A 21,881-nucleotide genomic window follows, 5' to 3' on the forward strand; every position below is an offset into this window, starting at 1 on the left:
CATGGCGCCCCCTGGCTCGGGAGGCGGGGCACAGGCGGAAACCTCATCGTTCACTTTCAGTGGTTCCCGCAGGTGCTTGTTTTTGAAAGAAAAGTTTCGCGAGAGTGCTTCTGAAATGGGCGCTAAGTGATTGATTCCACTGATTTTTCTTTACAAGTTCGTTGACCCGGCCGTCAGCGATCCGCTAAAGTGGCGCAAAGTGCACTTTAGTGGTTTTTTGTGGCGAATCTCGGCTTTCAGGGGCCTGCGGACCTCACCCTCGACGTCAAGGGGCGCATCGCGATGCCGGCGCGCCATCGCGAGGTCCTGGCCGGCCAGAACGCCACGAAGCTGACCATTACCAAGAGCCCGCACGGCTGCCTGCTGGTGTTCGCGCCGGCCGAGTGGGCCGAGTTCGCGGCGCGCGTGATGTCACTGCCGATGGACGCGATCGGCTGGCGCCGCCTGTACCTGGGCAACGCCACCGAAGTGGAAGTCGACGGCAGCGGGCGCGTGCTGATCGCGCCGGCGCTGCGCGAGTACGCGGGGCTGACCCGCGATGTGTTCATGCTCGGCATGGGCAGTTGCCTCGAGGTGTGGGACAAGCAGCGTTACCAAGCGCAGGAAGCCAAGACCTGCGCCGAGCCGCCGCCGGCCTCGCTGAACAGCCTGCACTACTGATGGACAGCGGCAGCGCATGGCAACACACCACCGTCTTGCTGGCCGAAGCGATCGAATCGCTGGTCACGCGCACGGAGGGAGTCTATGTCGACGGCACCTTCGGCCGCGGCGGGCACTCGCGCGCGCTGCTGGCGCGGCTCGCGCCGGGCGGCCGGCTGCTCGCCTTCGACCGCGACCCGGAGGCGGTGGCCGCGGCGCACGCGACGATCGCCGATGCGCGCTTCTCGATCGTGCACGCGCGCTTCTCCGAGATGAAAACGCGCCTGGCCGAACTGGGCGTGACGGCGATCGACGGACTGCTGCTGGACCTGGGCGTCAGCTCGCCGCAGATCGACAACCCCGCGCGCGGCTTCAGCTTCCGCCATGACGCGCCGCTGGACATGCGAATGGACCCGACGCGCGGCGAGAGCGCGGCGGAATTCCTGGCCCGCGCCGACGAGCGCGCTATTGCAGAGGTGATCCGTGATCATGGGGAAGAACGGTTTGCTGTACCGATTGCAAAGGCGCTTGTTGCTCGGCGCGAAAGCGGGAACCCTGTTCGAACCACAGGGCAACTTTCCGAAGTCGTGGCTCGTGCGGTCAAGACCCGTGAACCGGGCCAGGACCCTGCAACGCGCACATTTCAAGGCCTTCGGATTCACGTCAACGCCGAGCTTGCGGAGCTCGAACAAGGCCTGAGCTCCGGGGTCGAACTGCTGCAACCGTCGGGACGCCTGGTCGTGATCAGCTTCCATTCGCTGGAAGACCGCATCGTGAAGACCTTCATCGCGCGCGAGAGCCGCAGCGAGGTGGACCGCCGCGCGCCGTTCGCGCCCGAGAAGGCGCACCGGCTCAAGGCGCTGGCGCGCGTCAAGCCCTCCGACGCCGAGGTGCGCGCCAACCCGCGCGCGCGCTCGGCGGTGATGCGCGTGGCCGAGCGCACGGGGGCGGCGGCGTCGAGCCCGCCGCCGGGCCGTCCCAAGGCGGGCGAGGCCCCCTCGGGGGGCCGTGCGCCGTACCCGGCGCGCGGGGGGCAGTCATGAACCGGTTGAACATCCTGCTGTTCCTCGCGCTGCTGGCGAGCTGCGTCTATCTCGTCGGCGTGTCGTACGACGGGCGGCGCCTGTACGCCGAACTCGACGCCGCGCGCAACGAGGAGAAGGCGCTGGCCACCGACCACGAGCGCCTGCAGGCCGAGCGCCAGGCGCAGGCCACGCCGCTGAAGGTCGAGCGCGTGGCGCGCGAGCGGCTGGCGATGCGCAACGCCACGCCGGCGGTGACGATGTACGTGACGCACGGCGCGGCGCCGGCCAGCGCCCCGGGAGCCGCGCGATGAAGCGCCTGCGCCGCCTGCTCGAACGCCGGCGCGCAGCGCCGCGCCCGCGCGGCGGCGCGCTGCCGGCGCGCAGCGTGGCCTATTCCACCAGCCCGCTGCTGGCCTCGCGGACGCCGCCGTGGCGCTCCAAGCTCGTCGTCGGCGTGCTGGCGGCGAGCTTCGTCGTGCTGCTCGGCCGCGCGCTGTACATCCAGGTGCTGGGCAACGACTTCTTCCGCAAGCAGGGCGAGATCCGCTTCGCGCGCAACCTCGACCTGCCGGCCAGCCGCGGCCGCATCCTCGACCGCAACGGCCAGATCCTCGCCGTCAGCGTGCCGGCGCCGTCGGTGTGGGCGATCCCGAAGGACGTCGACGCCGATCGCGGCGAGCGCCGCCGGCTCGCCAAGGCGCTGGGCATGAGCGCCGCCGAGCTGGACGAGCGGCTGCAGCGCCACCCGACCTTCGTGTGGCTGCGCCGCCAGGTCGAGGAGCAGGTCGGCAGGGACGTCGCCGCGCTCGGCCTGAAGGGCGTGCACCAGGTGCGCGAGTACAAGCGCAAGTACCCCGAGGGCGAGGCGGCCGCGCACGTGATCGGCTCGACCAACGCCGACGAACGCGGCCAGGAGGGCGTGGAGTTCGCGCACGAACGCGCGCTCTCCGGCGCCGACGGCAAGCGCCGCGTCATCAAGGACGCGCGCGGCCGCGTGGTGGAGGACATCGGCGAGAGCGTGCAGCCGGTGGACGGCCGCGACCTGCGCCTGACGATCGACTCGAAGATCCAGTTCTACGCCTACCAGCGCGTGCGCGACGCGGTGATGGAGCACCGCGCCGCCAGCGGCAGCGTGGTGGTGCTGGACGCGCAAAGCGGCGGCGTGCTGGCGATGGCGAACTACCCGAGCTTCGTGCCCGGGCAGCGCGGCGCCGGCGCGGTGTCGGCGCGGCGCAACCTCGCGCTGTCGGACACCGCCGAGCCGGGCTCGACGATGAAGCCCTTCATCGCCGCGCTGGCGCTGGAGTCGGGCCGCTTCCGGCCCACCGAGGTGCTGGCCACGCCGAGGCAGCTCTTCATCACCGGGCTGCCGATCACCGACGAGCACTCGCTGCCGCAGATGACGGTCGAGCAGATCGTGCAGCGCTCCAGCAACGTCGGTACCGCGAAGATGGCGATGTCGATGCCGGCGCGCGAGATCTGGGACTTCTACACCCGCGTCGGCTTCGGGCAGAAGCCGCAGATCGACTTCCCCGGCCGCGAGACCGGCCGGCTGCGCGCCTGGCAGTCGTGGCGGCCGATCGACCAGGCGACGGTCGGTTTCGGCTACGGCGTGTCGGTGTCGCTGATGCAGCTCGCGCAGGCCTACACCGTGTTCGCGCGCGAGGGCGACATGGTGCCGATCTCGCTGGTGCTGCCCGAAGATGGCCAGCCGCCCGCGCCGGCGGTGGGCCAGCAGGTGGTGACGCCGCAGACCGCCCGGGCCGTGCGCAAGATGCTCGCGATGGTCACCAGCCCCGGCGGCACCGCGCTGAAGGCGCAGGTGCCGGGCTACTCGGTGGCCGGCAAGACCGGCACCTCGCGCAAGTGGCTCAAGCACGAGAAGCGCTACGCGAGCGACCGGCACCGCGGCTGGTTCGTCGGCCTGGCGCCGGCCGACAAGCCGCGCATCGTGGTCGCGGTGATGATCGACGAGCCGCGCGCCGGCAAGTACTTCGGCGGCGACGTGGCCGCGCCGGTGTTCAGCCAGGTGGTGCAGCAGACGCTGCGCTCGATGGGTGTGCCGCCCGATCTCGACGTGAAGTCGCAGATCGTCGCGCACGACCTGCCCTCGGTGCAGGAGAACTACTGATGGCCGCGCCGTACACCGTGCAGCCGCTGGCCGACACGCGCGCCGCCTGCGCCTGGCTGGCGCAGCGCGGCGTGCGCGGCCTGGCCGTCGACAGCCGCCGCGTGCGGCCGGGCGAGGCCTTCATCGCCTGGCCCGGCTACGCGCACGACGGGCGGCAGTACGTGAAGGCCGCGCTCGCGGCCGGCGCCGCGGCCTGCCTGGTGGAAGCCGAAGGCGCGGCGGCGTTCGACTTCGGCGCCGATGCGCCGGTCGCCACGCTGGCCGGGCTGAAGGCGCGCACCGGCGAGATCGCCGACGCCTTCTACGCGCGGCCGAGCGACGCGCTGGCAGTGGTGGCGACCACCGGCACCAACGGCAAGACCTCCACCGCGTGGTGGACGGCGCAGGCGCTGCGGCACCTGGGCAGGCGCTGCGCGGTGATCGGCACGCTGGGGATCGGTGAACCGCCCGGCGCGCTCGAGTCCACCGGCCTGACCACGCCCGACCCGGTGACGGTGCAGCGCTCGCTGCGCCGCTTCGCCGACGCGGGCTTCGCGGCCTGCGCGATCGAGGCCTCGTCGATCGGGATCGCCGAGCAGCGCCTCGCGGGCACGCGCTTCGCGGTCGCGATGTTCACCAATTTCACGCAGGACCACCTCGACTACCACGCCGACATGGCCGCCTACTGGCAGGCCAAGCGCGCGCTGTTCGCGTGGCCGGGGCTGCGCGCCGCGGTGCTCAACCTCGACGACGCCAAGGGCGGCGAGCTGCTGGCCGGCCTGCACGGCCCCGAGGCCTGGAGCTACTCGCTGCGCCGCGGCGACGCGCGGCTGCGCGCCGAAGGCATCGGCTACCGCGACGGCGGCCTGGCGTTCGAGGTGCTCGAAGCCGGCGCGCGCGCCGCGGTGCGCAGCGCTTTGATCGGCGAATACAACGTGTCGAACCTGCTGGCCGTGATCGGCGGGCTGCGCGCGCTGGGCGTGCCGCTGGCCGACGCCGCCGCGGCCTGCGCGGTGCTGAGCCCGGTGCCGGGGCGCATGCAGCGTGTCGTCGCGCCGCGCCCGGGGCCGGAGGTGGTGGTCGACTACGCCCACTCGCCCGACGCGCTGGAAAAGGCGCTGCTCGCGCTGCGCCCCTTCGCCGCGCAGCGCGGCGGCCGGCTGTGGGCGGTGTTCGGCTGCGGCGGCAACCGCGACAGCGCCAAGCGGCCGCTGATGGGCGCGATCGCGCAGCGGCTGGCCGACCGTGTCGTACTGACCAGCGACAACCCGCGCCATGAAGACCCGGGCGCGATCCTGGCGCAGGTCCGCGCGGGCGTGACGGGCGATGCGCGGGTGATCGAAGACCGCCGCGCGGCGATCGTCGCGAGCGTGCGTGAAGCGGCCGACAACGATGTGATCCTGCTCGCCGGCAAGGGCCACGAGGACTACCAGGACGTGGCGGGCGTGAAGCTGCCGTTCTCCGACCTCGACGAAGCGCGCCGCGCGCTGGAGGCCCGCGCATGAGCATGGCCACGCTCGCCCGCCTGCATGCGCTGCTGCCCGGCTCGCGCCTCGTCGGCGACGGTGCGACCGTCGTCGAGCGCGTGCACAGCGACACGCGCAGCCTGCGCGCCGGCGACCTGTTCGTCGCGCTGCGCGGCGAGCGTTTCGACGCGCACGACTTCCTCGCGCAGGCCCGGGCCGGCGGCGCCGTCGCGGCGCTGGCCGAGCGCGGCCTGGAAGCGGCCGGCCTGGCCGGCCTGGAAGTGGCCGACAGCGGCGCCGCGCTGCTCGCGCTGGGCGGCGCGTGGCGCGCCGCGCACACGCTGCCGCTGGTGGCGGTGACCGGCAGCAACGGCAAGACCACCGTCACGCAGATGATCGCCGCCATCCTGCGCGCCTGGCTGGGCGAGGCAGCGCTGGCCACCGAGGGCAACCTGAACAACCACATCGGCGTGCCGATGACGCTGCTGCGGCTGCGCCAGAACGACGAGCAATGGCATCGCGCCGCGGTGGTCGAGCTGGGCATGAACCACCCCGGCGAGATCGCCAGTCTCGCGGCCGTCGCCGCGCCGGGCGTCGCGCTGGTCAACAACGCGCAGCGCGAGCACCAGGAGTTCATGGCCGGCGTCGAGGCGGTGGCGCGCGAGAACGGCAGCGTGATCGCCGCGCTGCCGGCCGGCGGCACGGCGGTGTTCCCGGCCGACGACGCGCATGCGCCGCTGTGGCGCGAGCTGGCCGGCACGCGCGCGCTGATGCGCTTCACGACCGGGGGCGCGGCCGAGGTGACGGGCCGCGCCGATTGGCAGGGCGACCGTTGGGACCTGCGCATCGACACGCCGGCCGGCGCCGCGCGCATCGCGCTGCGCGTGGCCGGCGCGCACAACGTTCGCAACGCGCTCGCCGCGGCGGCCTGCGTGCTGGCCGCCGGCGGCCCGCTGGACGCGGTGCGGCGCGGCCTCGAAGGCTTCCGGCCGGTCAAGGGCCGCTCGCAGTTGAAGACCTTCGAGCGCGACGGCCGGCGCGTCACGCTGGTCGACGACAGCTACAACGCCAACCCGGATTCGGTGCGCGCCGCGATCGACGTGCTGGCCGGCCTGCCCGGCCCGCGCTGGCTGGTGCTGGGCGACATGGGCGAGGTGGGCGACCAGGGCCCCGCCTTCCACGCCGAGGTGGGCGGCTACGCCCGGCAGCGCGGCATCGAGGCGCTGTGGTGCGCCGGCGAGCTGACGCGCCACGCCGCGGCGGCCTTCGCCGGCGCGCGGCACTTCGATGGCGTCGAATCATTGATCACCGCACTGAATGAAGCACCGGCCGCGCAATCCATCGTCGTCAAGGGCTCGCGCTTCATGAAGATGGAGCGCGTCGTCGCCGCGCTCGCGGAAGGAGGCGCCCATGCTGCTTAGCCTCGCGCAGTGGCTGCAGACGCTGTCGCCGGAGTTCGGCTTCTTCCGCGTCTTCCAGTACCTCACCTTCCGCGCGGTGATGGCGGCGCTGACCGCGCTGCTGATCGGCCTGGCCTTCGGGCCCTGGGTGATCCGGTGCCTGACCGAGCTGAAGATCGGCCAGCCGGTCCGCGAGTACGGCGTGCAGGCACACCTCGCCAAGAGCGGCACGCCGACCATGGGCGGCGTGCTGATCCTGATCGGCATCGGCGTCGCGACGCTGCTGTGGTTCGACTGGAGCAACCGCTTCGTCTGGATCGTGATGCTGGTGACCATGGGCTTCGGCGCGATCGGCTGGGTCGACGACTGGCGCAAGGTGGTGCAGAAGAACCCCGAGGGCATGCGCTCGGGCGAGAAGTACTTCTGGCAGTCGGTGATCGGGCTGCTGGCGGCGCTGTACCTCGCCTTCAGCGTGTCGGAGACCTCCAACCTGCGCGTGCTGGAGCTGTTCCTGCGCTGGGTGCAGAGCGGCTTCTCGACCGACCTGCCGCCCAAGGCCGACCTGATCGTGCCCTTCTTCAAGACGGTGAGCTACCCGCTGGGCGTGTTCGGCTTCATCGCGCTGACCTACTTCGTGATCGTCGGCGCGAGCAACGCGGTCAACCTCACCGACGGGCTCGACGGCCTGGCGATCATGCCGGTGGTGCTGGTGGGCTCGGCGCTGGGCATCTTCGCCTACCTCACCGGCAACGCGGTGTTCAGCCGCTACCTGCTGATCCCGTACATCCCCGGCGCGGGCGAACTGCTGATCTTCTGCGCCGCGATGGCCGGCGCGGGCCTGGCCTTCCTGTGGTTCAACGCCTACCCGGCCCAGGTGTTCATGGGCGACGTGGGCGCGCTCTCGCTCGGCGGCGCCCTGGGCACCATCGCCGTCATCACGCGGCAGGAGATCGTGCTCGGGATCATGGGCGGCGTCTTCGTGCTGGAGGCGCTGTCGGTGATGGCCCAGGTGGGCTGGTTCAAGTACACGAAGAAGAAGTACGGCCAGGGCCGGCGCATCCTGCTGATGGCGCCGCTGCACCACCACTTCGAGAAATCGGGGTGGAAGGAGACGCAGGTGGTCGTGCGCTTCTGGATCATCACCATGCTGCTGTGCCTGATCGGGCTGGCGAGCCTGAAGCTGCGCTGATGAAGCATCTCGACGACATCGACGTGCTGGTGCTGGGCCTGGGCGACTCCGGCGTCGCGCTGGCGCGCTGGTGCGCCCGCCACGGCGCGCGCGTGCGCGCCTGGGACTCGCGCGACGCCGCGCCCGGCGACGCGGCGCTGGCCGAGTCGCTGCCGCAGGCGCGCCGGCTGCGTGGCGAACTCGGCGACGACGCCTTCGCCGGCGTGAAGCTGGTGCTCAAGAGCCCCGGCCTCGCGCCGACCGACACGCGCATCGCCGCGCCGCTGGCGCGCGCCGCCGACAGCGGCATCCTCGTGCAGGGCGAGCTGGATCTGTTCGCGCGCGCGCTGGCCGACCTGAAGGCCGAACGCGGCTACGCGCCCAGGGTGCTCGCCGTCACCGGCACCAACGGCAAGACCACGACGACGGCGATGACGGCGCTGCTGGTCGAGCGCGCCGGCCGGCGCGTCGCGATGGCCGGCAACATCGGCCCGACCATGCTGCAGACGCTGGCCGACGCGCTCGACGCGCAGGCGCTGCCCGAGGTGTGGGTGCTGGAGCTGTCCAGCTTCCAGCTCGACGAGGCCAAGGGCTTCGAGCCGGACGCCGCGGCGCTGCTGAACATCAGCGAAGACCACCTCGACTGGCACGGCACGATGGCCGCCTACGTCGCCGCCAAGGCGCGCGTGTTCGGCAAGGACGCGGTGATGGTGGTCAACCGCGACGACCCGGCGATCGAGAAGCTGGTGCCCGAGCCGATCGCGCAGAAGGGCCGCGGCGCCAAGCCGATGGCCCGCCGCGTCGTGCGCTTCGGCCTCGGCGAGCCGACGCGGCCGGGCGACTTCGGCCTGCGCACCGAAAACGGCATGGCCTGGCTGGTGCGCGCGACGGAGGCCGACGAGACGCTCAAGCACCGCAAGGGCGAGGCCGAAGAGGAACTGCACATCCAGCGCCTGATGCCGGCCGACGCGCTGCGCGTGCGCGGGCGCCACAACGCCGCCAACGCGCTGGCCGCGCTGGCCCTGGCCACCGCGATCGGCTGCCCGCTGGCGCCCATGCTGCACGGCCTGCGCGAGTACGGCGGCGAGCCGCACCGCGTGGAATACGTGGCCACGGTCAACGGCGTCGACGCCTTCGACGACAGCAAGGGCACCAACGTCGGCGCGACGGTGGCCGCGCTCGACGGCCTGGGCGCCGACAAGGCGCCGGCCAGGCTGGTGGTGATCCTCGGCGGCGACGGCAAGGGCCAGGACTTCGCGCCGCTGCGTGCGCCGCTGGAACGCCACGGCCGCGCGGTGGCCACCATCGGCCGCGACGCGCCGCGCATCGAAGAAGCGCTGGCCGGCCTGCCGCTGCCGCTGCAACGCCACGACACGCTGGAAGCCGCGGTGCGCTGGTGCTTGGCGCGCGCCCACAGTGGCGACGCCGTGCTGCTCAGCCCGGCCTGCGCCAGCCTGGACATGTTCCGCAACTACGCGCACCGTGCCGAGGTCTTCGTCGCGACGGTGCAATCGCTCGCCGCCGAGCGTGGGGAGCTGCCGGCATGAACACCAGCACGCTCGCCGCCCGCTTCGACTGGCGCGCCTGGGGCCGGCGCATCGCCGGCCTGTTCACGCGCCGCGACAGGAAGGACGGCGGCGGCCCGGTGCCGGTGCGCGACTGGATCAGCGTCGGCAGCGGCCAGCCGCCGCGCCTGATGGCCTTCGACCAGGCGCTGGTGTGGGTGGTCGTGGGCTTGCTTGCGCTCGGCCTCGTGATGGTCTACAGCGCTTCGGTGGCGCTGCCCGACAGCCCCAAGTTCGCGCGCTACGCCCACACGCACTTCCTGGCGCGCCACGCGCTGCAGATCGGCCTGGCGGTGCTGGCCGCGCTGGTGGTGGTGCAGGTGCCGGTGGCCACCTGGGAGAAGGCCGCGCCCTGGCTGTTCGCCGCCGCGCTGGTGATGCTGGTGCTGGTGCTGCTGCCCTTCGTCGGCAAGGTGGTCAACAACTCGCGGCGCTGGATCCCGCTGGGCTTCATCAACTTCCAGCCCAGCGAACTCGCCAAGGTGGCGATGTGCCTGTACGCGGCCAGCTACATGACGCGCAAGATGGACGTGAAGGAAGACTTCATGCGCGCCGTCTGGCCGATGGCCGTGGCGCTGGGCATCACCGGCGTGCTGCTGCTGCGCGAGCCCGACATGGGCGCCTTCATGGTGATCGCGCTGATCTCGATGGGCGTGCTGTTCCTCGGCGGCGTCAACGGGCGCATGTTCCTGGCCAGCGGCGCGGTGCTGGTGCTGTCCTTCGTCGCGGTGATCGCCTCCAGCCCGGAGAAGCGCTCGCGCATCTTCGCCTACCTCGAACCCTGGGAGCCGGAGTACGCGCTCGGCAAGGCCTACCAGTTGACGCACTCGCTGATCGCCTTCGGCCGCGGCGAGTTCTTCGGCCAGGGCCTGGGCAGCAGCGTCGAGAAGCTCAACTGGCTGCCCGAGGCGCACACCGACTTCCTGCTCGCAGTGATCGGCGAGGAACTCGGCTTCATCGGCGTGGCCTGCGTGATCGTCGCCTTCTTCTGGCTGACGCGGCGCATCTTCCACATCGGCCGCCAGTCGATCGCGATGGACCGCGTGTTCGCCGGGCTGTACGCGCAGGGCGTCGGCATCTGGTTCGGCGGGCAGGCCTTCGTCAACATGGGCGTGAACCTCGGCGTGCTGCCCACCAAGGGCCTGACGCTGCCGCTGATGAGCTACGGCGGCTCGGCGATCGTGATGAACCTGGTCGCGCTGGCGATCGTGTTGCGCATCGATCTGGAGAATCGCCAGTTGATGCGGGGAGGCCGCGCATGACGAAGCACCTCGTCGTGATGGCCGCTGGAACGGGAGGCCACGTGATCCCCGGCCTCGCGGTGGCGCGCGAGATGCTCGCGCGCGGCTGGACGGTGAGCTGGCTGGGCACCACGCACGGCATGGAGAACAAGCTGGTGCCGCCCTCGGGCATCGCGATGGACACGATCGCCTTCAGCGGCGTGCGCGGCAAGGGCCTGCTGCACACGCTGACCGGGGGATTCCGGCTGCTCGCCGCGTTCGCGGCCTGTCTGCGCATCCTGCGCACGCGCCGCGCCGACGCGGTGCTGGGCATGGGCGGCTACGTCTGCTTCCCAGGCGGGCTGATGACGGCGCTGCTGGGCAAGCCGCTGGTGCTGGTCAACGCCGACGCGGCGCTGCTGCTGAGCAACCGCTCGCTGCTGCCGGTGGCCGACCGCATCGCCTTCGGCTTGGCCGGCCCGGGCGTCGACAAGGTGAAGCGCGCGGTCGTGACCGGCAACCCGGTGCGCGCCGAGATCGAGGCGCTGCCCGAGCCGGCGCGGCGCTTCGCCGGGCGCTCGGGCCCCTTGCGCGTGCTGGTGGTCGGCGGCAGCCTGGGCGCGCGCGCGCTCAACGAGGCGCTGCCGCAGGCGCTGGCGCTGATCGACATCGGGCAGCGCCCGCGCGTCACGCACCAGACCGGCGTGGCGAACATCGACAGCGTGCGCGCCGGCTACGAGCGCGCCGGTGTCGAGGGCGAACTGCTGCCCTTCATCGACGACATGGCGCAGCGCCTGGCCGACTGCGACCTGATCGTCTGCCGCGCCGGCGCGGTGACGGTCAGCGAACTGTGCGCCGCCGGCGTCGCCGCGGTGCTGGTGCCGCTCGTGGTCAGCACCACCTCGCACCAGCGCGACAACGCGCAGTGGCTGGCCGAGCGCGGCGCGGGCCTGCACCTGCCGCAAAGCGAGCTGTCGCCCAAGCGGCTGGCCGAAGTGCTGACCGGGCTGACGCGCGAAGCCCTGCTCGCGATGGCGACCAAGGCAAGAGCACTCGCCCGGCCGCAGGCCGCGGCGCGGGTCGCAGACCAGATCGAAGGGTTGGTGGCCGCATGATGAAGAACGCCGCCATCGCAATGCGGGCCGAGCGCCGGGCCGCTCCCAAGCCGGCCCGCATCCCCTCGGGGGATCGGCCGACGTACTCGTCGGACGAGGGGCTGTCATGAAGCACGCGGTGAAGCACATCCATTTCGTCGGCATCGGCGGCGCCGGCATGAGCGGCATCGCCGAGATCCTGCACAACCTCGGCTACACCGTGTCGGGCTCCGACCAGGGCGACAGCGCGGTCACGCGCCGTCTCGCCGCGCTGGGCATACGTGTCGCGGTGGGCCACGACGCGGCGCACGTCGAGGGCGCCGAGGCCGTGGTGACCTCCACCGCGGTGAAGGGCGACAACCCCGAGGTGATCGCGGCGCGCGCCAAACGCATCCCGGTGGTGCCGCGCGCGGTGATGCTGGCCGAGCTGATGCGGCTGAAGAAAGGCATCGCGATCGCCGGCACGCACGGCAAGACGACGACCACCTCGCTGGTCACCAGCGTGCTCGCCGAGGCCGGGGTGGACCCGACCTTCGTGATCGGCGGCCGGCTCAACGCGGCCGGCGCGAACTCGCGCCTCGGCTCGGGCGAGTACATCGTCGTCGAGGCCGACGAGAGCGATGCCTCGTTCCTGAACCTGATGCCGATCATGGCGGTGGTCACCAACATCGACGCCGACCACATGGACACCTACGGCCACGACTTCGCGAAGCTGAAGCAGGCCTTCGTCGACTTCCTGCACCGCATGCCCTTCTACGGCGCGGCCATCCTGTGCACCGACGACGCCGGCGTGCGCTCCATCGTGCCGATGATCTCGCGCCCGCTGGTCAGCTACGGCTTCGGCGAGGACGCGATGGTGCGCGCGGTGAACGTGCAGGCGCAGCAGGGCGGCACGATGCGCTTCACCGTACAGCGCCGCAATGGCGTGCGCATGCCCGACCTCGAGGTCACGCTGAACCTGCCCGGCGAGCACAACGTGCTCAACGCGCTGGCCACCATCGCGGTGGCCACCGAGCTGGAACTGCCCGACGCGCCGGTGGTGCGGGGCCTGGCCGAGTTCCGCGGCGTGGACCGGCGCTTCCAGCGCTACGGCGAGGTCGACGCCGGCGGCGGCGGGCGCTTCACGCTGATCGACGACTACGGCCACCACCCGGTGGAGATGGCGGCGGTGCTGGCGGCGGCGCGCGGCGCCTTCCCCGGCCGGCGCATCGTGCTGGCCTTCCAGCCGCACCGCTACACGCGCACGCGCGACTGCTTCGAGGACTTCGTCAAGGTGCTGGGCAGCGCCGACGCGGTGCTGCTGGCCGAGGTCTACGCGGCCGGCGAGGCGCCCATCGTGGCCGCCGACGGCCGCGCGCTGGCGCGCGCGCTGCGCGTGGCCGGGCGCGTCGATCCGGTGTTCGTCGACGACGTGGTGGCGATGCCGCAGGCCATCGCCGCGCAGGCGAAGGACGGCGACGTCGTCATCACGATGGGTGCCGGCTCGATCGGCCACACCGCGCAGCACGTGCTGGAACTGCTGGGAGCCGCCGCATGAACACGACCGTGGATCCCAAAAGCCTCGGCAAGGTCGCCGTGCTGATGGGCGGCAGCTCGGCCGAGCGCGAGATCTCGCTGATGAGCGGCGGCGGCGTGCTGGCCGCGCTGCAGTCGCAGGGCGTGGACGCGCACGCCTTCGACCCGGCCGAGCGCGACCTGGCCGAGCTGAAGCGCGGCGGCTTCGTGCGCGCCTTCATCGCGCTGCACGGCCGCCACGGCGAGGACGGCACGGTGCAGGGCGCGCTCGAACTGCTGCGCATTCCCTACACCGGCTCGGGCGTGATGGCCTCGGCGATCGCGATCGACAAGGTGATGACCAAGCGGCTGTGGCAGGCCGTGGGCCTGCCGACGCCCAGGTACGTGGCGCTGCCGCGCGATGCGCGCTCGCGCGAGCGTGTCGTGCGGGTGCCCGACGAACTGGGCCTGCCGCTGATCGTCAAGCCGCCGCACGAGGGTTCGTCGATCGGCGTGACGAAGGTGAAGGGTTACTCGCAGATGCAGGACGCGGTGGCGCTCGCCGCGAACTACGACGAAGTCGTGCTGTGCGAGGAGTTCATCGAGGGCGACGAGCTGACCTGCCCGGTGCTGGGTGAAGGCGAGCATGCGCGCGCGCTGCCGGTGATCCGCATCGTCGCGCCCGAGGGCGCCTACGACTACCAGAACAAGTACTTCACCGACGTCACGCAGTACCTCGTGCCCAGCGGCCTGCCGGAAGCGGAGGAGCGCGAGATCCAGCGCATCGTCGTCGAGGCCTACCGCGCGCTCGGCTGCCGCGGCTGGGGCCGCGCCGACCTGATGGTGCGCGCCAGCGACCGCAGGCCCTACCTGCTGGAGATGAACACCAGCCCCGGCATGACCTCGCACTCGCTGGTGCCGATGTCGGCCAAGGCCGCCGGCATGAGCTACGAGCAGTTGTGCCTGCGCATCGCGGCCAGCGCCGCCCTGGACGGCTGACGCATGGCCCGCCGCAAGACCGCCACCCCGCAGCGCGCCGCCGGCGTGCCGGCCGACGTGCGCCTGATGAACGCCGGCGCCGTGGTGTTCGCCGCGCTCGGCGCGCTGGCGCTCGCGGCGGTGGCGGCGCTGTGGCTGGCGCGCCAGCCGGTGTTCGCGTTGCGCGCGATCCGCGTCGAGGGCGACGTGGCGCGCAACAGCGCCGCGACCATCCGCGCCGCCGCGATGCCGCGCCTGGCGGGCAACTTCTTCTCGCTCGACCTGCGCAGCGCGCGCGAGGCCTTCGAGGCCGTGCCCTGGGTGCGCCACGCGGTGGTGCAGCGCATCTGGCCGAACCGCCTGGCGGTGCGGCTGGAGGAACACCGCGCCGCGGCGCTGTGGGCCACCGAGGAGGGCGAGGACAAGCTGGTCAACACCTTCGGCGAGGTGTTCGACGCCAACCCCGGCGACGTCGAGGACGACGAACTGCCGCTGCTCAGCGGGCCCGAGGGCAGCTCGGCGCGCCTGCTCGGCCTGTACCAGCGCCTGCGGCCGCTGACGGCGCCGCTGCAGATGGGCATCGCCGAGCTCGACATGTCGGGGCGCGGCTCGGTGAGCATCGAGCTGGAAGGCGGCGCGGTGATCGAGATCGGGCGCGGCAGCGACGACGAACTGGCGGCGCGCCTGGAGCGCTTCGTGGCCACCGTGCCGCAGGTGATCGCGCAGCACCAGCGCCCGCTGGTGCACGCCGACCTGCGCCACAACGAGGGATACGCGGTGCGGCTCAAGGGCGTGACCACCGGCGGCCTCGCCGCCGCCGGCACCGGGAGGAAATAGAGCATGGCCAAGGAATACAAGGACCTGATCGTCGGGCTGGACATCGGCACCGCCAAGGTGATGGCGGTGGTGGCCGAGGTGCAGGGCGACGGCGAACTGCGCATCGCCGGGCTCGGCGTCGCGCCCAGCCACGGCCTGAAGCGCGGCGTGGTGGTCAACATCGACGCGACGGTGGCGTCGATCCAGCAGGCCTTGAAGGAGGCCGAGATGATGGCCGACTGCAAGATCACGCGCGTCTACACCGGCATCACCGGCAGCCACATCCGCGGCCAGAACTCCACCGGCATGGTGATCGTGCGCGACAAGGAGGTCACGCCGGTCGACGTGGCGCGCGTCGTCGAGACCGCCAAGGCGATCAACATCCCGAACGACCAGCGGCTGCTGCTGGTGCAGGCGCAGGAGTTCGTGATCGACGGCCACGAGGTCAAGGAGCCGATCGGCATGAGCGGCGGGCGCCTGGAGGTGAAGGTGCACATCGTCACCGGCGCCGGCAGCGCGGCCGAGAACATCGTCAAGTGCGTGCGCCGCTGCGGGCTGGAGGTGGAACAGCTCGTGCTCAACCCGAGCGCGTCGAGCCACTCGGTGCTGACCGACGACGAGAAGGACCTCGGCGTGGCGATCGTCGACATCGGCGCCGGCACCACCGACGTGGCGATCTTCACCGACGGCGCGATCCGCCACACCGCGGTGATCCCGATCGCCGGCGACCTGATCACCAGCGACATCGCGATGGCGCTGCGCACGCCGACCAAGGACGCCGAGGAGATCAAGATCGAGTACGGCGTCGCCAAGCAATTGATCGCCGACCCGGCCGACAGCCTGGAGGTGCCGGGCCTGGGCGACCGCGCGCCGCGCATGCTCAGCCGCCAGGCGCTGGCCGGCGTGATCGAGCCGCGCGTCGAGGAGATCTACTCGCTGGTGCACCAGGTGATCCGCGACAGCGGCTGCGAAGAACTGCTGTCCTCCGGCATCGTCATCACCGGCGGCGCGGCGGTGATGCCGGGCATGGTCGAGCTCGGCGAGGACATCTTCCTGAAGCCGGTGCGCAAGGGCGTGCCGACCTACCGCGGCCCGCTGGCCGACATGATCGCCAACCCGCGCTCGGCCACCGTGATGGGCCTGCTCGAAGAGGCGCGCCTGGCGCGCACGCGCGGCCAGCGCGCGGCGCAGCAGGCCGGCTCGGTGCAGACCCTGTTCGGCCGCGCCAAGGAATGGTTCCTCGGCAACTTCTGAAGAAAGGGCGGCGCATGAACAACCACGATCCCCCTTTCATCCCGATTCAAGCGATCCGGCGAAGACCGGAACAACGAGAACGGCGCCTCGGCGCAGCCAGAAGCAAGCACCTCACCACACGGCAACTGCAAGACGGAAACGGAGATACACCATGCCCATCGAAATGATCGAAGAGTTCGACCTCGGCACCAAGATCAAGGTCATCGGCGTCGGCGGCGGCGGCGGCAACGCCGTCGAGCACATGATCGCCGAAGGCGTACAAGGCGTGGAGTTCATCTGCGCCAACACCGACGCACAGGCGCTCAACCGCTCCAATGCCCAGGCGCTGATCCAGCTCGGCTCGACCGGCCTGGGCGCGGGCTCCAAGCCGGCCGCCGGCCAGGCCGCGGCCGAGGAGGCCGAGGGCCGCATCCGCGACGCGATCGCGGGTGCGAACCTGATCTTCCTGACCGCCGGCATGGGCGGCGGCACGGGCACCGGCGCGGCGCCGGTGATCGCGCGCATCGCCAAGGAGATGGGCATCCTGACGGTCGGCGTCGTGACCAAGCCGTTCGAGTTCGAAGGCGGGCGCCGCATGAAGCAGGCCGAGGCCGGGCTGCAGGAGCTGGAGGCGAACGTCGACTCGCTGATCGTCATCCTCAACGAGCGCCTGCTCGAGGTGCTCGGCGACGACATCTCGCAGGACCAGGCCTTCAAGCAGGCCAACGACGTGCTGAAGAACGCCGTGGGCGGCATCGCCGACATCATCCACATCGACGCGTCGATCAACGTCGACTTCGAGGACGTGAAGACGGTGATGAGCGAGCCCGGCAAGGCGATGATGGGCACCGCGATCGCGACCGGCCCGGACCGCGCCAACAAGGCCGCCGAGGGCGCGGTGGCCTGCCCGCTGCTCGAAGGCATCGACCTCTCGGGCGCGCGCGGCGTGCTGGTGCTGATCGCGGCCAGCCGCGGCAGCCTCAAGCTGTCGGAGAGCAAGAACGCGATGAACACGATCCGCCGCTACGCCGCGGAAGACGCCCACGTGATCTTCGGCGCGGCCTACGACGACTCGCTGGGCGACCAGCTCCGCGTGACGGTGATCGCCACCGGCCTGTCGCCCGTGAAGCGCCAGCAGGCCGCGCCGATCCAGGTGGTGCACAGCGCGCCGGCGCAGCGCACCGGCACCGACAACATCCCGGTGCTGACCACGCCGGTGCAGAGCACGCCGCCGGCGCACGACTACACCGCGCTGAACACGCCCAGCGTGTGGCGCAACGGCCGCACCGCGGCCGCCAAGGTCGACGCGCTGGCCAGCCACGGCATGGACGAGATCGAGATCCCCGCCTTCCTCAGAAAACAGGCGGATTGATCGACCATCCCCGGAGCGCCTGACGGCGCTCCCCCTCGAAGGGGGCGCCCCAGCGGCCCGGCGGAGCCGGATCCGCGGCGGTCGCTTGGCCCGAACGGTGGGGGCGGCGCGTCTTGCCGCGATCGGGGACAATCCCGGCCATGCTGCAGCAACGCACCCTCAAGTCGATGACGCGCGCCGTCGGCGTGGGCGTGCACGGCGGGCAGCGCGTCGAGCTGACGCTGCGCCCCGCGCCGCCCGACCACGGCATCGTGTTCCGCCGTGTCGACCTGCCGCAGCCGGTGGCGATTGCGCTGTCGGCCGAGGTGGTCAGCGACACGCGCATGGCCACCACGCTCTCGCCCGGCGGCGACCCGGGCGCGCCCAAGGTCAAGACGGTCGAGCACCTGCTGTCGGCCTGCGCCGGCCTGGGGCTGGACAACCTCGTCATCGACCTCACCGCCGAGGAGGTGCCCATCCTCGACGGCTCGGCCGCGTCCTTCGTCTACCTGCTGCAAAGCGCCGGCATCGAATTGCAGGACGCGCCCAAGCGCTTCATCCGCGTCAAGAGGCCGGTGGAACTGCGCGAAGGCGAGGGCGCGCGGCTGATGTGGGCGCGGCTCGAGCCCTTCGAGGGCTACAAGCTGAGCTTCGAGATCGAGTTCCACCACCCGGCGGTCGACCAGACCGGCCAGCGCGTCACCTTCGACATGGGCTCGGGCAACTACAAGCGCGAGATCGCGCGCGCCCGCACCTTCGGCTTCAGCAAGGACGTCGACATGATGCGCGCCCGCGGCCTGGGCCTGGGCGGCAGCATGGACAACGTGATCGTGGTCGACGAATCGAAGGTGCTCAATGCCGAGGGGCTGCGCTACGACGACGAGTTCGTCAAGCACAAGATCCTCGACGCGATCGGCGACATGGCGATGGCCGGCCGCCCGCTGCTGGCCGCCTACAGCGCCTTCAAGTCGGGCCATGCGCTGAACAACAAGCTGCTGCGCAAGCTGATGGCCGACCCCGAGGCCTACGACATCGTCACGATCGACGACCCCTCCCGCCTGCCGCGCGGATTGTCCGAGCTCGCGCCGGCCTGGTAAGGGAAGGGCCGGCATGCTGATCTTCCGCTGGATCGTCCTGCTGCTGCTCGTCGCCGGGCTGCTGTGCTTCGCGATGTACATCGGCACGCGCGATGTCGCGTGGCGGCGGCGCGGCCTGGTGATCGTCAAGTGGACGGTGATCGCGGCGCTCGGCTTCTTCGCCGTGCTGCTGCTCGAACGCATGGCGATGGTGCTGTGATGCTGATCTTTCGCTGGGTCATGGGCGTGCTGGCCGGCATCTTCGCCACCGGCTGGGCCTTCACCTTCCTGATGTACGTGCTGCGCGACGACGACCGCTTCGCCGAGCTCGGCAAGCGGCTGCGCCACTTCACCATCCTGATCGCGCTGTTCTGGTTCAACTTCGAGATCTGGGGCCGCGTGATCTGGACCATCGTCACCTGGAACTCGCCGGGTTGACCAGGCCGAGGAAGGCGACGATCGCCGCGAGGTGATCCTCGAAGTCCGACAGCGCGTGGTCGCCGCCGGCGAGCAGCTCGATGCGGCAGCCGGCGTAGCGCGCGGCCATCTCGCGCCAGTCCAGCACCTCGTCGCCACGGGCGATCACCGCGAAGTAGCGTTCGGGCCGTGTGATCGCCGCCGGCGCCAGCGCGCGCAGCTCGTCGACGAACTCGGGGCGGAAGAAGAAGCGCTCCTCGGGCGCGTGCCAGGCGGTCTGCTCGCCGATGTGCTTCGCCAGGTCGCGCGCCGGATCCACCGCCGGGTTGAGCAGCACCGCCGGGCAGCCCAGCCGCTCGGCCAGCGCGGTGGCGTAGAAGCCGCCCAGCGAGCTGCCGACCAGCGCCATGCGCTCGCGCGGCCAGCCGGCGCTGCCGTGCAGAAGCAGCGCCATCGCCTCGCGCGGCGAGGGCGGCAGTTGCGGGCACCACCAGTGCACGTCGGGCCGGTGCTCATGCACCCACGCGGCCATGCGCCGCGCCTTGGCCGATTGCGGCGAGGAGCGAAAGCCGTGCAGGTACAGCAGGTGCGTCGTCATGCCCCGCAGTCTGCCGCATACACTGCCCGCGCACGACAACGAGGAGAGCAACGATGCGCGTGGGCATCCTGACCGGCGGCGGCGACTGCCCCGGCCTGAACGCGGTGATCCGGGCGGTGGCGAAGTCGCTGATCAAGACCGCCGGCGCCGAGCTGGTCGGCATCGAGCAGGGTTTTCTCGGCCTGATCGAGCGCCGCGTGCGGCCGCTCGACCTGCGTTCCGTGGCCGGCATCATGGCCGTCGGCGGCACCATCCTGGGCACGCACAACAAGGCCGATCCGTTCGGCTACTTCGGCGCTGGCGGCGCCGACGTGTCCGATCGTGTGCTGGACTACGTGCGCGAACTGGGGCTGGACGCGATCGTCGTGATCGGCGGCGACGGCAGCATGGCGATCGCCCAGCGGCTCGCAGAGCGCGGCGTGCCCATCGTCGGCTGCCCCAAGACGATCGACAACGACATCGCCCACACCGACCGCAGCTTCGGCTTCGACACCGCGGTGGCCATCGTCACCGAGGCGCTCGACCGTTTGCAGACCACCGGCCAGAGCCACGGCCGTGTGATGATCCTCGAGACCATGGGCCGCTGGGCCGGCTGGATCGCGCTGCATGCCGGGCTGGCCGGCGGCGCCGACGTGATCCTGATCCCCGAGCTGCCGTACCGGATCGACGAGGTGGCGCGTGTGTGCCGCGAGCGCGAGGCGCGCCAGCGCTACACGCTGGTGTGCGTGGCCGAGGGCGCGCTGCCCGAGGGCGGCGCCGTCACGGTGAAGGAGCGCATCGCGGATTCGCCCGAGCCGGTGCGCCTGGGTGGCGTGGGCGACGCGCTGCGCGCGCAGCTCGAAACGCGGGTCGATTGCGAGGTGCGCACCACCATCCTCGGCCACGTGCAGCGCGGCGGGCCGCCGACGCCCTTCGACCGCGTGCTCGCCACGCAGTACGGCCACGCCGCCGCGCAACTGGTGGCCGCGCGCCGGTTCAACCGCGTGGTGGTGTGCCAGGGCGAGCGCATCGAGAGCGTGCCGCTGGCCGAGGTGGCCGGGCGCAGCCGCAACGTGCCGCTCGATCACCCGCTGTTGCGCACCGCCTCCGACACCGGCATCTCGCTAGGGCGCTGAACGTCGCCGCGCGCCGCGGCGGCGCCGGGGCGCAGCGCGGCCCAGATCGCCAGCGCGGCCAGCGCCGAGAACAGCAGCGCCACGGCCCAGCGCCAGCGCGGGCTGCTGCCGTGCCAGGACTGGGTGGGCGTCGCTCGCGGCGCCTGCTCGGGCACGGCCGGCGGCGCGCTCGCCTCGGTCGCCTCCGCGCGCGGCGGCGCCTGGCGTTCGAGCAGGCCCATCGCGGCGAGGAAGTCGTCCATCGTTCGCGGCCGCGAGGCCGGGTCGGGCGACAGCGCGCGGTCGATCGCCACCAGCATCGCGGCGCTCCAGCGCTCGCCGGCGAAGCGCGCCAGCGAGGGCCGCGCCAGCGCCGAGCGCCAGTCGTGCGCCGGCGGCGGCAACTCGCCGGCGATCGCCAGGTGCGCGATCGTCGCCAGGCCGTACACGTCGGTCCAGGGGCCCAGCGCCCGGGCGCGCTGTATCGGGTCGAGCAACTGCTCGGGCGCGAGCGAGGGGTCGGTGGCGTCGATCAGCCCCGGCAGCGAGGCGGCCAGCGCCCAGCGCGCCGATTCCGGCGCGCCGAGCACGACGCGGCCGTCGGCGCGGCGGCGCACGCGTACGGCCGACACCGCGCCGTGCACCATGCCGCCGCGGTGCAGCCGCCCCAGCGCCCGGCCGAGCGAGACCAGCCAGCGGCGCACATCGTCGGGCTCGGCCTCGCGGCCGGCGCGGTACTCGTCGGCCAGCGTGGGGCCGTCGTGCCAGGGCATCTGCAGATAGGCGGTGCCGTGCTCGACGAGCAGGCGCTGTACCACCGCGAGCGCGTCGTCGCGGCGCAGCGAGAAGCGGTCGGCGTCGAGCTGGAAGGCGCGCCGGCCGACGTCGAAGACCGCGGCGGCGCCGGAGCGAACGCTCACCTGCAGGCCGCGCCGCTCGGCCAGCCCGGCCGGCAGGTATTCCAGCAGGCGGCAGGGCGCGCCGTCGCCGTCCGCGCGGGCCAGGTACTCGAAGCCCAGCGGCGACGCGGCGATGCAGGCTTCGATCCGCAGGTCGGCGATGCGCACGCCGGGTGCGAGCGCACCCTGATGAATCATTCTCGGAGTCTCCCGCGACAGCCGGGTGCGCGCGCCGCGC

21 protein-coding genes are annotated in these 21,881 nt (G+C 71.9%); 19 read left to right on the forward strand and 2 right to left on the reverse strand.

The window, feature by feature from the left end:
* Positions 1-219 precede the first annotated feature (219 nt).
* The 18 genes from mraZ (at position 220) to QM792_RS06645 (ending at position 19,073) form a co-directional block, all read left to right on the forward strand.
* Positions 220-660: a division/cell wall cluster transcriptional repressor MraZ gene (mraZ, locus tag QM792_RS06560; protein ID WP_415148605.1), complete on the forward strand. Its 441-nt coding sequence runs from the start codon at positions 220-222 to the stop codon at positions 658-660.
* A complete protein-coding gene (gene rsmH, locus QM792_RS06565; RefSeq protein ID WP_415148606.1) occupies positions 660-1,682 on the forward strand; it encodes a 16S rRNA (cytosine(1402)-N(4))-methyltransferase RsmH in 1,023 nt (340 codons plus the stop codon). The genes mraZ and rsmH overlap by 1 nt, the downstream gene beginning before the upstream one ends.
* Positions 1,679-1,975 carry a cell division protein FtsL gene (gene ftsL, locus QM792_RS06570; RefSeq protein ID WP_415148607.1) on the forward strand — a complete coding sequence of 99 codons (297 nt, stop codon included), beginning with the start codon at positions 1,679-1,681 and terminating at the stop codon, positions 1,973-1,975. Before rsmH ends, ftsL begins: the two co-directional genes overlap by 4 nt.
* Complete coding sequence (locus tag QM792_RS06575; protein ID WP_415148609.1) at positions 1,972-3,795, forward strand: peptidoglycan D,D-transpeptidase FtsI family protein; 1,824 nt, start codon at positions 1,972-1,974, stop codon at positions 3,793-3,795. The genes ftsL and QM792_RS06575 overlap by 4 nt, the downstream gene beginning before the upstream one ends.
* Positions 3,795-5,279, forward strand: coding sequence for a UDP-N-acetylmuramoyl-L-alanyl-D-glutamate--2,6-diaminopimelate ligase (locus QM792_RS06580; RefSeq protein WP_415148610.1), 1,485 nt, complete (start codon positions 3,795-3,797; stop codon positions 5,277-5,279). The genes QM792_RS06575 and QM792_RS06580 overlap by 1 nt, the downstream gene beginning before the upstream one ends.
* Complete coding sequence (locus tag QM792_RS06585) at positions 5,276-6,661, forward strand: UDP-N-acetylmuramoyl-tripeptide--D-alanyl-D-alanine ligase (protein WP_415148612.1); 1,386 nt, start codon at positions 5,276-5,278, stop codon at positions 6,659-6,661. The genes QM792_RS06580 and QM792_RS06585 overlap by 4 nt, the downstream gene beginning before the upstream one ends.
* Positions 6,651-7,829 (forward strand): phospho-N-acetylmuramoyl-pentapeptide-transferase, encoded by a 1,179-nt coding sequence (gene mraY, locus QM792_RS06590; RefSeq protein ID WP_415148613.1) that lies wholly within the window; start codon positions 6,651-6,653, stop codon positions 7,827-7,829. The genes QM792_RS06585 and mraY overlap by 11 nt, the downstream gene beginning before the upstream one ends.
* Complete coding sequence (murD, locus tag QM792_RS06595) at positions 7,829-9,355, forward strand: UDP-N-acetylmuramoyl-L-alanine--D-glutamate ligase (RefSeq protein WP_415148615.1); 1,527 nt, start codon at positions 7,829-7,831, stop codon at positions 9,353-9,355. The genes mraY and murD overlap by 1 nt, the downstream gene beginning before the upstream one ends.
* The gene (gene ftsW, locus QM792_RS06600) at positions 9,352-10,635 is read left to right on the forward strand and encodes a putative lipid II flippase FtsW (protein ID WP_415148617.1); all 1,284 of its coding nucleotides are present in this window, start codon (positions 9,352-9,354) and stop codon (positions 10,633-10,635) included. Before murD ends, ftsW begins: the two co-directional genes overlap by 4 nt.
* Entirely contained in the window at positions 10,632-11,708 is a 1,077-nt protein-coding gene (murG, locus tag QM792_RS06605) for an undecaprenyldiphospho-muramoylpentapeptide beta-N-acetylglucosaminyltransferase (RefSeq protein ID WP_415148618.1), read from the forward strand. The genes ftsW and murG overlap by 4 nt, the downstream gene beginning before the upstream one ends.
* Before the next feature lie 106 nt (positions 11,709-11,814).
* The gene (murC, locus tag QM792_RS06610) at positions 11,815-13,224 is read left to right on the forward strand and encodes a UDP-N-acetylmuramate--L-alanine ligase (protein WP_415148620.1); all 1,410 of its coding nucleotides are present in this window, start codon (positions 11,815-11,817) and stop codon (positions 13,222-13,224) included.
* A complete protein-coding gene (locus QM792_RS06615) occupies positions 13,221-14,180 on the forward strand; it encodes a D-alanine--D-alanine ligase (RefSeq protein WP_415148621.1) in 960 nt (319 codons plus the stop codon). Before murC ends, QM792_RS06615 begins: the two co-directional genes overlap by 4 nt.
* A 3-nt stretch (positions 14,181-14,183) precedes the next feature.
* Positions 14,184-14,996: a cell division protein FtsQ/DivIB gene (locus QM792_RS06620; protein WP_415148623.1), complete on the forward strand. Its 813-nt coding sequence runs from the start codon at positions 14,184-14,186 to the stop codon at positions 14,994-14,996.
* 3 nt (positions 14,997-14,999) lie between these two features.
* Positions 15,000-16,229 carry a cell division protein FtsA gene (gene ftsA, locus QM792_RS06625; protein ID WP_415148624.1) on the forward strand — a complete coding sequence of 410 codons (1,230 nt, stop codon included), beginning with the start codon at positions 15,000-15,002 and terminating at the stop codon, positions 16,227-16,229.
* 151 nt (positions 16,230-16,380) lie between these two features.
* Positions 16,381-17,580, forward strand: coding sequence for a cell division protein FtsZ (gene ftsZ / locus QM792_RS06630; protein WP_415148626.1), 1,200 nt, complete (start codon positions 16,381-16,383; stop codon positions 17,578-17,580).
* 140 nt (positions 17,581-17,720) lie between these two features.
* The gene (lpxC, locus tag QM792_RS06635; protein ID WP_415148628.1) at positions 17,721-18,656 is read left to right on the forward strand and encodes a UDP-3-O-acyl-N-acetylglucosamine deacetylase; all 936 of its coding nucleotides are present in this window, start codon (positions 17,721-17,723) and stop codon (positions 18,654-18,656) included.
* A 13-nt stretch (positions 18,657-18,669) separates the two neighbouring features.
* Positions 18,670-18,855: a hypothetical protein gene (locus QM792_RS06640; RefSeq protein ID WP_415148630.1), complete on the forward strand. Its 186-nt coding sequence runs from the start codon at positions 18,670-18,672 to the stop codon at positions 18,853-18,855.
* Positions 18,855-19,073 (forward strand): hypothetical protein, encoded by a 219-nt coding sequence (locus tag QM792_RS06645; protein WP_415148631.1) that lies wholly within the window; start codon positions 18,855-18,857, stop codon positions 19,071-19,073. The genes QM792_RS06640 and QM792_RS06645 overlap by 1 nt, the downstream gene beginning before the upstream one ends.
* Here the strand turns inward: QM792_RS06645 and QM792_RS06650 are convergent.
* Entirely contained in the window at positions 19,051-19,650 is a 600-nt protein-coding gene (locus QM792_RS06650) for a YqiA/YcfP family alpha/beta fold hydrolase (protein ID WP_415148632.1), read from the reverse strand. The genes QM792_RS06645 and QM792_RS06650 overlap by 23 nt on opposite strands.
* Before the next feature lie 53 nt (positions 19,651-19,703).
* On the opposite strand from QM792_RS06650, the gene QM792_RS06655 reads away from it, so the two are divergent.
* A complete protein-coding gene (locus tag QM792_RS06655; protein WP_415148634.1) occupies positions 19,704-20,765 on the forward strand; it encodes a 6-phosphofructokinase in 1,062 nt (353 codons plus the stop codon).
* On the opposite strand, the gene QM792_RS06660 is transcribed toward QM792_RS06655, so the two are convergent.
* Positions 20,714-21,841 (reverse strand): hypothetical protein, encoded by a 1,128-nt coding sequence (locus QM792_RS06660; protein ID WP_415148636.1) that lies wholly within the window; start codon positions 21,839-21,841, stop codon positions 20,714-20,716. The two genes, QM792_RS06655 and QM792_RS06660, sit on opposite strands and share 52 nt — an antisense overlap.
* Positions 21,842-21,881: the final 40 nt, after the last annotated feature.

The sequence above is a fragment of the Piscinibacter sp. genome (genome assembly GCF_047600445.1).
GTDB lineage: Bacteria > Pseudomonadota > Gammaproteobacteria > Burkholderiales > Burkholderiaceae_C > Piscinibacter.

Bases quoted from the DNA above. Each gene is read 5' to 3' on its own strand.
- rsmH (WP_415148606.1), top strand. From the start codon at position 660: ATGGACAGCGGCAGCGCATGGCAACACACCACCGTCTTGCTGGCCGAA.
- ftsL (WP_415148607.1), top strand. From the start codon at position 1,679: ATGAACCGGTTGAACATCCTGCTGTTCCTCGCGCTGCTGGCGAGCTGC.
- QM792_RS06575 (WP_415148609.1), top strand. From the start codon at position 1,972: ATGAAGCGCCTGCGCCGCCTGCTCGAACGCCGGCGCGCAGCGCCGCGC.
- QM792_RS06580 (WP_415148610.1), top strand. From the start codon at position 3,795: ATGGCCGCGCCGTACACCGTGCAGCCGCTGGCCGACACGCGCGCCGCC.
- QM792_RS06585 (WP_415148612.1), top strand. From the start codon at position 5,276: ATGAGCATGGCCACGCTCGCCCGCCTGCATGCGCTGCTGCCCGGCTCG.
- mraY (WP_415148613.1), top strand. From the start codon at position 6,651: ATGCTGCTTAGCCTCGCGCAGTGGCTGCAGACGCTGTCGCCGGAGTTC.
- murD (WP_415148615.1), top strand. From the start codon at position 7,829: ATGAAGCATCTCGACGACATCGACGTGCTGGTGCTGGGCCTGGGCGAC.
- ftsW (WP_415148617.1), top strand. From the start codon at position 9,352: ATGAACACCAGCACGCTCGCCGCCCGCTTCGACTGGCGCGCCTGGGGC.
- murG (WP_415148618.1), top strand. From the start codon at position 10,632: ATGACGAAGCACCTCGTCGTGATGGCCGCTGGAACGGGAGGCCACGTG.
- murC (WP_415148620.1), top strand. From the start codon at position 11,815: ATGAAGCACGCGGTGAAGCACATCCATTTCGTCGGCATCGGCGGCGCC.
- QM792_RS06615 (WP_415148621.1), top strand. From the start codon at position 13,221: ATGAACACGACCGTGGATCCCAAAAGCCTCGGCAAGGTCGCCGTGCTG.
- QM792_RS06620 (WP_415148623.1), top strand. From the start codon at position 14,184: ATGGCCCGCCGCAAGACCGCCACCCCGCAGCGCGCCGCCGGCGTGCCG.
- ftsA (WP_415148624.1), top strand. From the start codon at position 15,000: ATGGCCAAGGAATACAAGGACCTGATCGTCGGGCTGGACATCGGCACC.
- ftsZ (WP_415148626.1), top strand. From the start codon at position 16,381: ATGCCCATCGAAATGATCGAAGAGTTCGACCTCGGCACCAAGATCAAG.
- lpxC (WP_415148628.1), top strand. From the start codon at position 17,721: ATGCTGCAGCAACGCACCCTCAAGTCGATGACGCGCGCCGTCGGCGTG.
- QM792_RS06640 (WP_415148630.1), top strand. From the start codon at position 18,670: ATGCTGATCTTCCGCTGGATCGTCCTGCTGCTGCTCGTCGCCGGGCTG.
- QM792_RS06645 (WP_415148631.1), top strand. From the start codon at position 18,855: ATGCTGATCTTTCGCTGGGTCATGGGCGTGCTGGCCGGCATCTTCGCC.
- QM792_RS06650 (WP_415148632.1), bottom strand. From the start codon at position 19,650: ATGACGACGCACCTGCTGTACCTGCACGGCTTTCGCTCCTCGCCGCAA.
- QM792_RS06655 (WP_415148634.1), top strand. From the start codon at position 19,704: ATGCGCGTGGGCATCCTGACCGGCGGCGGCGACTGCCCCGGCCTGAAC.
- QM792_RS06660 (WP_415148636.1), bottom strand. From the start codon at position 21,841: ATGATTCATCAGGGTGCGCTCGCACCCGGCGTGCGCATCGCCGACCTG.